Consider the following 9,763-nt stretch of genomic DNA (forward strand, 5'->3'; position numbering starts at 1 on the left):
AGAAGGTTCCCCGAATCCCGCGCTTCTACACGACTTCGAGCACACTGAGTCAGCAACTTTGTGTGCCCACCGTTCGTTCCCGTCACTGCTCCCTCATCCACTGGTTCATCACCGCCAGCAGATGATCGGGGTCCACCGGCTTCGTCACGTAATCGGACGCGCCGGATTCGATCGCCTTCTCGCGGTCGCCCTTCATCGCCTTGGCGGTCAGCGCGATGATCGGGAGACCAGCGAACTGCGGCATCCTGCGGATCGCCGTGGTCGTCGCGTACCCGTCCATCTCCGGCATCATGATGTCCATCAGGACGACCGCCACGTCGTCATGCTGTTCGAGGACCTCGATGCCCTCCCGGCCGTTCTCGGCGTACAGCACGGACAGGCCGTGCTGCTCCAGAACGCTGGTCAGCGCGAAGACGTTGCGGATGTCGTCGTCGACGATCAGCACCTTCTCGCCGCCGAACCGGATGCCCCGGAACGACTGCGGCGCCGAGCCCTGCTCCGCCGCCGACCACTGCTCCTGCTGCGCCGGGCGCTGCTCCAGCTCGGTCGCGGCCCTGCGGCGGCGCCTGAAGAGCGCGGCGGCGCCGTTCTGCGTCTCCCGGTACGACCGCACCTCGGCCGGCGTCTCGACCTCCACGTCCGCCAGCTCCGCCAGCTCGGCCGCCGAGGCCACCAGGTCGCCCGCGTCCAGGGGCGGCAGCTGCTGCTGGTAGCCGTGCGGAGGCAGTTCGCTCGGATGCAGCGGCAAATACAGCGTGAACGTCGAGCCGCGCCCCGGCTCGCTCTGCGCGTGGATCTCCCCGCCGAGCAGCTGGGCGATCTCCCGCGAGATGGACAGCCCCAGCCCCGTACCGCCGTACTTGCGGCTGGTCGTGCCGTCCGCCTGCTTGAACGCCTCGAAGATCACCCGCATCTTGCTGGCGGCGATCCCGATGCCGGTGTCGGTCACGGAGAACGCGATCAGGGGCGCGTCCGCCTCGGCGAGGGAACCGGCCTCCAGCAACTGCTCCCGGATCTTCTGCGGCACGTCCGTACCGGCGGGCCTGATGACCAGCTCGACCGACCCCGAGTCGGTGAACTTCACCGCGTTGGACAGCAGGTTGCGCAGCACCTGCAGCAGGCGCTGCTCGTCGGTGTGCAACGTGGCGGGCAGCTCCGGCGAGACCCGTACGGACAGGTCCAGGCCCTTCTCCGCGGTCAGCGGGCGGAAGGTGGCCTCCACGTAGTCGACGAGCTGGACGAGCGCGATCCGGGTCGGCGAGACGTCCATCTTGCCCGCCTCGACCTTCGACAGGTCCAGGATGTCGTTGATCAGCTGGAGCAGGTCGGAGCCCGCGCCATGGATCGTCTCGGCGAACTCGACCTGCTTCGGCGAGAGGTTCCCCTCGGCGTTGTCCGCGAGCAGCTTGGCCAGGATCAGCAGCGAGTTGAGCGGCGTACGCAGCTCGTGCGACATGTTCGCGAGGAACTCGCTCTTGTAGCGCATGGAGACCGCGAGCTGCTCGGCCCGCTCCTCCAGCACCTGCCGCGCCTCCTCGATCTCGGTGTTCTTCACCTCGATGTCGCGGTTCTGCTGGGCCAGCAGCTCGGCCTTCTCCTCCAACTCGGCGTTGGACGCCTGGAGGGCCTTCTGCCGGTTCTCCAACTCGGCCGACCGCTCGCGCAGTTGCTCGGTCAGCTCCTGCGACTGCTTCAGCAGCACCTCGGTCTTGGTGTTGACGGAGATGGTGTTGACGCTGGTCGCGATCATCTCGGCGATCTGGTTGAGGAAATCCTTCTGGATCTGCGTGAAGGGGGTGAAGGAGGCCAGCTCGATCACGCCGAGCACCTTGCCCTCGAACAGCACCGGAAGGACGATCACCTGCGCGGGCGGCGCCTCGCCGAGCCCGGAGGAGATCTTCAGATAGCCGCTGGGCGCGTTCTCGACCAGGATCGTGCGCTTCTCCATGGCGGCCGTCCCGATCAGGCCCTCGCCTGGCCGGAACGACGTCGGCATGGATCCCATCGAGTAGGCGTACGACCCCAGCATCCGCAGCTCGTACTGATCCTCCCCCTCGGCGCTCATGTCCTTGCCGTCGACCAGCGGCATCGCCAGGAAGAACGCGCCGTGCTGGGCGGACACGACCGGCGTCAGCTCGCTCATGATCAGCGAGGCCACGTCCTCCAGGTCGCGGCGGCCCTGCATGAGCGCGGAGATGCGGGCGAGGTTGCCCTTGAGCCAGTCCTGCTCCTTGTTGGCGATCGTGGTGTCGCGCAGGTTGGCGATCATCTTGTTGATGTAGTCCTGAAGCTCCTGGATCTCGCCGGACGCGTCGACATCGATCTTCAGGTTCAGGTCGCCTCGGGTCACCGCGGTCGCCACGCGCGCGATGGCACGCACCTGCCGAGTAAGGTTTCCTGCCATTTCGTTCACGGACTCGGTCAGGTCGCGCCAGGTGCCGTCGACGTCCCGCACGCGTGCCTGTCCACCGAGCTGCCCCTCGGTACCCACCTCGCGGGCGACTCGGGTCACCTCTTCGGCGAAGGACGACAGCTGGTCGACCATCGTGTTGATCGTCGTCTTCAGCTCCAGGATCTCGCCACGCGCGTCGATGTCGATCTTCTTGGTCAGGTCACCCTTGGCGATGGCGGTGGTGACCATGGCGATGTTGCGCACCTGACCGGTCAGGTTGGACGCCATCTGGTTCACGGACTCCGTGAGGTCCTTCCAGGTGCCCGCGACGCCCGGAACGTGCGCCTGACCGCCGAGGATGCCGTCCGTGCCCACCTCACGGGCCACCTTGGTGACCTGCTCGGCGAACGAACTCAGCGTCTTCACCATGGTGTTGATGGTGTCGGCGAGCTGCGCGACCTCACCGCGCGCCTCGATCGTCACCTGGCGTGTCAGGTCGCCGTTGGCGACCGCGGCCGACACCTGGGAGATGTTGCGGACCTGGATGGTCAGGTTCTTGGCCATCAGGTTCACGTTGTCGCTCAGGTCCTTCCAGATGCCCGTGACACCGGGCACATGGGCCTGACCGCCCAGGATGCCCTCCGTGCCCACCTCACGGGCCACCCGGGTCACTTGCTCGGCGAAGCTGGACAGCTGGTCGACCATGGTGTTGACGGTCGTGACGAGTTCGAGGATCTCGCCCTTGGCGTCGACGGTGATCTTCTTCGACAGATCGCCCTTGGCGACCGCCGTGGTGACGTCGGCGATGGAGCGCACCTGAAGGGTCAGGTTGTTCGCCATGCCGTTCACGGACTGGGTGAGGTCCTTCCAGGTGCCGGAGACACCCTGCACCTCGGCCTGGCCGCCGAGCTGGCCCTCCGTACCCACCTCGCGGGCGACCCTGGTGACCTCCTCCGCGAACGACGACAGCTGGTCGACCATCGTGTTCAGCGTGTTCTTGAGCTCCAGGATCTCGCCGCGCGCGTCCACAGTGATCTTCTGCGACAGGTCACCCCGGGCCACCGCGGTGGCGACCTGCGCGATGTTCCGCACCTGGGCAGTAAGGTTTCCTGCCATACCGTTCACGGAGTCGGTGAGGTCCCGCCACACACCGGCGACGCCGGGCACCTGGGCCTGACCGCCGAGGCGGCCCTCGGTACCCACCTCGCGGGCCACCCGGGTCACCTGGTCGGCGAAGCCGGAGAGCTGGTCGACCATCGTGTTGATGGTGTTCTTCAGCTCCAGGATCTCGCCACGCGCGTCGACGTCGATCTTCTGCGAGAGGTCACCGCGGGCGACGGCGGTGGTCACCTGCGCGATGTTGCGCACCTGGGCGGTGAGGTTTCCTGCCATTCCGTTGACGGAGTCGGTGAGCTCCTTCCACGTGCCGGCCACTCCGGGGACGACCGCCTGGCCACCCAGCCGGCCCTCCGTGCCCACGTCCCGGGCCATCCGGGTCACCTGATCGGCGAACGACGACAGCTGGTCCACCATCGTGTTCACGGTGTTCTTCAGCTGGAGCATCTCGCCGGAGACGTCCACGGTGACCTTCTGCGACAGGTCACCGTTGGCCACCGCCGTCGTCACCTGGGCGATGTTCCTGACCTGTCCGGTGAGGTTGCGGAACGCGGTGTTGACGGAGTCCGTCAGGTCCTTCCACGTCCCCGCCGCACCCGGCACCTGGGCCTGCCCGCCGAGCTCACCCTCGACACCGACCTCACGAGCGACTCGCGTCACCTCGGAGCCGAAGGACGACAGCTGGTCCACCATGCCGTTGACGGTGTTCTTCAGCTCCAGCATCTCGCCGGCCACGTCGACGGTGACCTTCTGCGACAGGTCACCGTTGGCCACCGCCGTCGTCACCGCGGCGATGTCCCGCACCTGAATGGTCAAATTCCGGAACACCGTGTTGACGGAGTCCGTCAGGTCCTTCCACGTCCCCGCCGCACCCGGAACGTTCGCCTGACCGCCCAGCTGCCCCTCGGCCCCGACTTCGTTGGCCACACGCGTGACCTCGTCGGCGAAGATCCGCAGCGTCTCGGTCATCTGGTTGATCGTGTCCGCGAGCTGCGCGACCTCGCCCCGCGCCGACACCGTCACCTTCTGCGACAGGTCACCGTTGGCGACCGCGGTCGTCACCTGGGCGATCCCACGCACCTGCGCCGTCAGGTTGCCGGCCATCAGGTTCACCGAATCGGTGAGGTCCTTCCACACACCGGCCACACCGGGCACCTGCGCCTGCCCGCCGAGCTCGCCCTCGGTACCCACCTCACGGGCGACCCGCGTCACCTCGGAGGAGAAGGACGACAGCTGGTCCACCATCGTGTTGACGGTGTTCTTCAGCTCCAGCATCTCGCCGGCCACATGAACCGTGACCTTCCGTGACAGATCACCCTTGGCGACCGCCGTGGTGACCAGCGCGATGTCCCGCACCTGAGCCGTCAGCCGGTACGCCATCGTGTTGACGGAGTCCGTCAGGTCCTTCCACGAACCCGACATGCCACGCACGCGTGCCTGCCCGCCGAGCTTGCCCTCGGTGCCCACCTCACTGGCCACACGCGTGACCTCGTCGGTGAACGTCGACAGCTGATCGACAAGGTTGTTGACAGTCCGCCCGACCTTGAGGAACTCGCCCCGCAGCGGATGCCCGGTGCCGTCCGGCGCCTGCGTCCGCAGCTCCATGCGCGGCGAGAGATCACCCTCGGCCACCGCGGACAGCACCCGTCCGACCTCGGAGACCGGCCGTACCAGGTCGTCCACCAAGGCGTTCGAGTTGTCGACGGCCGCCGCCCAGGAGCCCTCGCAGGCCCCCGTCTCCAGGCGTTCCGTGAGCTTGCCCTCACGTCCCACCATGCGCCGCACCCGCGCCAGCTCACCCGTCAGGTGGAGATTGCGGTCGGCCACCTCGTTGAAGACCGCGGCGATCTCCGACATCACGCCGTCGCCGGACACCGTGAGCCGCTTGCGGAAGTTTCCGTCGCGCATCGACACCAGGGCCGCCAGCAGCCGGTTCAGGGCAGCCGTGTCCACGGCAGTGGTCCCGCCTCGCGCCTTGCGCTCGTTCTTCAGGGACGGTCCGCCTTTCGCGCGCGTCTTAGTGCCCCGCGTCGCTGCGCCAGACTCCACTGTGTCCCTCCCGCAGGGGTCGACCATTACTGCTGTGCTCGGGTGCTACTGCTCGGCGTACCCGTTACTGATGCGTATTCCTGCCGGATATACCAGGCCACTCCACGTGCTGCTGCCCGCGGTACGTGAATGACACTCAGCCTGCCCGGACCTTCACAAGAAGCTTGCCCAGTGTTTCACCCCGGCTGAACCCGGCCATAACAGTTCGGCAGCTTCGCACATCGTCCGCACACCCTCCGGACGGAAACACTGCAGACCGGCATCCGCATCGACGGCGAAGGTAAGTAACCTTGCATGCGGCTGTCCAGCCGCACCGGTCCGTCCGGCCTGGGCGGTGGCAGGAGTACGAGCGGGCATCGGAGGGACAGCCGGACATGACCACCGGACTGATCCCGGGGGGACAGCCCCCGGACGGGCCGAACGGCACACAGCTGCCGCACCAGCGGCACGAGCCTGCCGGCCCGCAAGCCCTGCACGTCGACAATCGGTCGAGGAGTTCTGTGATCACCGCGCGCGCGGCAGCCAGCTTCGATCCCGTCGGGCGATCGGTGGCGAGCGCCCGCTCCTTCGTCCGCGACACCCTCCAGGGCTGGGGCTTCGCCGACATCGTCGACGACGCCGTCGTCCTCACCAGCGAGCTGGTGACCAACGCCGTGGTGCACGCGGGCACCTCTGCCGACGTGCTGTGCCTGCGCAGCGACGACGGTGTACGCATCGAGGTGGCCGACCGCTATCCCGAGCGCGAGATCCCCCTCCAGGGATCGCCCGTCAACATGGGCAGCCCGGACCGCGAGGGCGGCCGCGGCCTCCAGCTCTGCGCGGCCCTGGCCGGACGCTGGGGCGTCGAGTACACGCCCACGCACAAGCAGGTGTGGTTCCAACTCGACCTTCCCGAGCGCCCGGTGGGCACCCGCGCCGCAGGTCCGTCCCTGCCCTCCGACCTCCTCCCGCTCGCCGACGGCCGGGTCCGCGTAGCGGTGATCCAGATCGACCGCACGGGCTCCATCTCGTCCTGGAACGAGGACGCCGAGGACCTCTTCGGCTACGCCCCTGAGCAGGTCGTCGGAAAGCCACTGACCGACCTCGCCGCCTGGCCGCACACCCCCGGCACCAGCACGGGCATCGCGGAGGCCCTCCAACTCTCCCGCTGGGAAGGCAGCTACGGCATAAGGGGCGCCAACGGCCGCGTCACCCCGGTGTACGCCTCCCACCTGCGCGTCCGCGACACGGGCGGCGAGCCGTCCACGGTCTGCCTCCTGGTGCGCGACCACGAACGCGCCGTATTGCAGACCCCGTTGCGCGTCCCGGCCTCCGACACCTCCACCACCACCGAGGCCCAGAGCACCGACCCCTTCGAGGTCTTCATCGGCTCCCCGGCCCCCGACGACCTCGACGGCCTGCTCCAGCGCACGGTGGAACGCGCCCGCGACATGCTCGACGGCGACTCCGCGTTCCTGCTCCTGGCCACCGACGACGAAACGGAGCTGGAGGTCCGCGCCTCGACCGGCCTGCCCTCCGCCCGCCAGCGCTTCGCGCGCGTGCCCGTCGAAGCCGGTCCCGGCCGCTACGGCTCCGCCCGCATGCCGTCGGTCCACGAGGACCTCACCATGGTCCCCGGCGCCGTCCCCCTGCTGAGCGGTACTGGCATGCGCTCCGTCGTCACGGTCCCCCTCAAGGTCGAGGGCCGACTCACCGGCTCCCTCGGCGTCGCCGCCGAAGCCCCCGGCAGATACTCCAACGAAGAGGCCCTGCGCCTCCAGTTTGCCGCCGACCGCATCGCGCTGGCCGTCGAGTCCGCCCGCCTCGGCGAACTCGAACGCCTGCGCCGAGGCTCGCTCAGCTTCCTGGTCGAGGCCTCCGACCTCCTGGCCGGCACTCTGGACCGCGACCAGACCCTGGCCCTGATGGCCCAGATGACGGTCCCGACCCTGGCCACCTGGTGCGCCGTCTACACGATCGCCGACCAGGCCTCGGAGCCCTACCTCTCGTACGTCCTGCACGAGGACGAGGAACTGATCGACGGCATCAAGTCCCTGCTGTCCAAGATCGCCCCGCCGGACCCGGTTCCCACCCCCGGCGCCCGCGTCTGGTCGGCCCCCGCACAGGCCGCTCACCAAGCGGCCCTGCGCACCTCGATGCGCAGCCTCGGCCTGGGCGAGCCCCCGCATCGAGTCAGCGGGAACATCGGTATCGGACCGACCCTCGCCACCGCGTCCGCGGTCGGCGGCGAGACGGTGGTCCTCCCCCTGGTCGCCCGCAACCGCGTCATCGGCATGCTGACCCTCGGCAAGCCCACCGACGAACACTTCCGCCAGGAAATCCTGGAACTCGCCGAGGACTTGAGCCGCCGAGCCGCCCTGGCCCTGGACAACGCCCGCCTCTACTCCGAGCGCACCGCCATCAGCCAGTCCCTCCAACGCAGCCTGCTGCCTCCGGAGCTGCCCGAGATCGACGGTGTCGAGGTCGAGGTCATCTACCGCGCGGCTGGCGAGGGCAACGAGGTCGGCGGTGACTTCTACGACCTCTTCCCCATCAGCGACGGCGCGTACGGCTTCGCCATCGGCGACGTCTGCGGTACGGGCCCGAACGCGGCGGCGGTCACGGGCCTCGCCCGGCACGCCCTGCGCCTCCTGGCACGCGAGGGTCTCAGCGGCCCCGCGGTGCTGGAGCGCCTCAACTCCGCGATCCTCGACGAGGGGGCCCGCAGCCGCTTCCTGACCCTGCTCTACGGCGAGTTGAGGCCGCAGGAGGACGGCAGCGCGGAACTGAAGGTCGTCTGCGCCGGCCACCCGCTCCCCCTGCGCCTGCGCCAGGACGGCACCGTGGAACCGGCCGCCGATCCCCAGCCGCTCCTCGGCGTCATGGACGACCTGGAGCTCTACCAGCAGACGGTCACCCTCGATCCGGGTGACGTCCTCCTGTGCGTCACCGACGGCGTCACCGAGCGCCGCGAAGGCAGCCGCATGCTGGGGGACGACGGCCTCGCGGACGTCCTCACCACCTGCACGGGCCTGACCGCCGGCGCGGTCGCCGCACGGATCATGCGCGCCGTCGAACGCTTCGCCTCGGACGCCCCCTCCGACGACATGGCGATCCTGGCCATGCGCGTACCGGGCCTCCACAAGGACTGAGGAAGGACACCACGGACGGACACGAAAAAGGCCCCACCCGAAAGGGTGGGGCCTTTTTGTCTGGAGCCCCCAAACGGAATCGAACCGTTGACCTTCTCCTTACCATGGAGACGCTCTGCCGACTGAGCTATAGGGGCCAGCTGCCTTTTGCGAAGTTCCCCTCGCGGCAACGGAATAGATCATACCCCGAACACGCCCGTGCTCCCAAACTCGCTAGAAGGCAGGTTGGAGCAGCCCCCCGAGCGCGTTGCAGGCGGACACGATCCGCTGCATGTCCCGCTTGGTCAAAGCGGCATCGACCGGAAGAGCCAACGTTTCATCCGCGGCTCGCTCGGTCTCCGGCAGGGACACACACCGCCGGAACTCCGGCAGCCGGTGCACAGGCGTCTTCACCGGCACCCGGCACTCAACTCCCTTGGCCCGCACGGCTCGGGCAAACGCGTCCCGATCCGGCCGCCCGTTACCCGGCACCCGCACGACATATTGCTGGTAGGTGTGCCCGTCACCACCATCGGGCGTGCGCACACCCTTCAACTTCGCATCCAGATACGCGGCCCGCTGCCTGCGCTGAGCCACCTCGTCGTACGGCGCCTCGGACTCCCCCTGCTCCAGGATCAACAGCCCGTGCCGCTGCCCTGCCGCGTGCAATCCCGCGATATCCGCAGACCGACCGAAACGATGTACGGCGACGACGGCCGCCGTCCGTGGAGTGACGACCGCCTCGACCGCGGCGGCATCCAGGCAGTACGTCACCGGATCTATGTCGGCGAAGACCGGCAGCGCCCCCGCCGATATCACGGACACGGCGACTTCGACGTTCCCGAAGGCCGGTACGACAACCTCGTCGCCGACTCCTATGCCGGCGGCCTTGAGCATCGCAGCAGTACCCATATCGGCGATGGTGCTTGCGCAACGTGAACTTGAGGTGACGGAGAACAAAAAAGGGCTGGACTCCGAACCGAAGTTCAGGATCCAGCCCCTTAAAAGGAGTTCGGCGGTGTCCTACTCTCCCACAGGGTCCCCCCTGCAGTACCATCGGCGCTGTAAGGCTTAGCTTCCGGGTTCGGAATGTAAC

The 9,763-nt window shown here is 68.2% G+C and carries 3 protein-coding genes, 1 tRNA gene and 1 rRNA gene; 1 reads left to right on the forward strand and 4 read right to left on the reverse strand.

The window, feature by feature from the left end:
* Positions 1 to 82 precede the first annotated feature (82 nt).
* Positions 83 to 5,557 (reverse strand): HAMP domain-containing protein, encoded by a 5,475-nt coding sequence (locus tag ACFYNL_RS34875; protein ID WP_388810853.1) that lies wholly within the window; start codon positions 5,555 to 5,557, stop codon positions 83 to 85.
* A 374-nt stretch (positions 5,558 to 5,931) separates the two neighbouring features.
* On the opposite strand from ACFYNL_RS34875, the gene ACFYNL_RS34880 reads away from it, so the two are divergent.
* Entirely contained in the window at positions 5,932 to 8,688 is a 2,757-nt protein-coding gene (locus tag ACFYNL_RS34880; protein ID WP_388810855.1) for a SpoIIE family protein phosphatase, read from the forward strand.
* A 61-nt stretch (positions 8,689 to 8,749) separates the two neighbouring features.
* On the opposite strand, the gene ACFYNL_RS34885 is transcribed toward ACFYNL_RS34880, so the two are convergent.
* From ACFYNL_RS34885 to rrf, 3 genes are all read right to left on the reverse strand, one after another.
* A tRNA-Thr gene (locus ACFYNL_RS34885) sits at positions 8,750 to 8,825 on the reverse strand.
* Between the two features lie 76 nt (positions 8,826 to 8,901).
* The gene (locus ACFYNL_RS34890) at positions 8,902 to 9,564 is read right to left on the reverse strand and encodes a DegT/DnrJ/EryC1/StrS family aminotransferase (protein WP_388810857.1); all 663 of its coding nucleotides are present in this window, start codon (positions 9,562 to 9,564) and stop codon (positions 8,902 to 8,904) included.
* A gap of 113 nt (positions 9,565 to 9,677) precedes the next feature.
* Positions 9,678 to 9,763 (reverse strand): 5S ribosomal RNA (gene rrf / locus ACFYNL_RS34895); the annotation flags it as partial.

Origin of the sequence: Streptomyces sp. NPDC007808, assembly GCF_042868655.1 — a bacterium.
Lineage (GTDB): Bacteria > Actinomycetota > Actinomycetes > Streptomycetales > Streptomycetaceae > Streptomyces.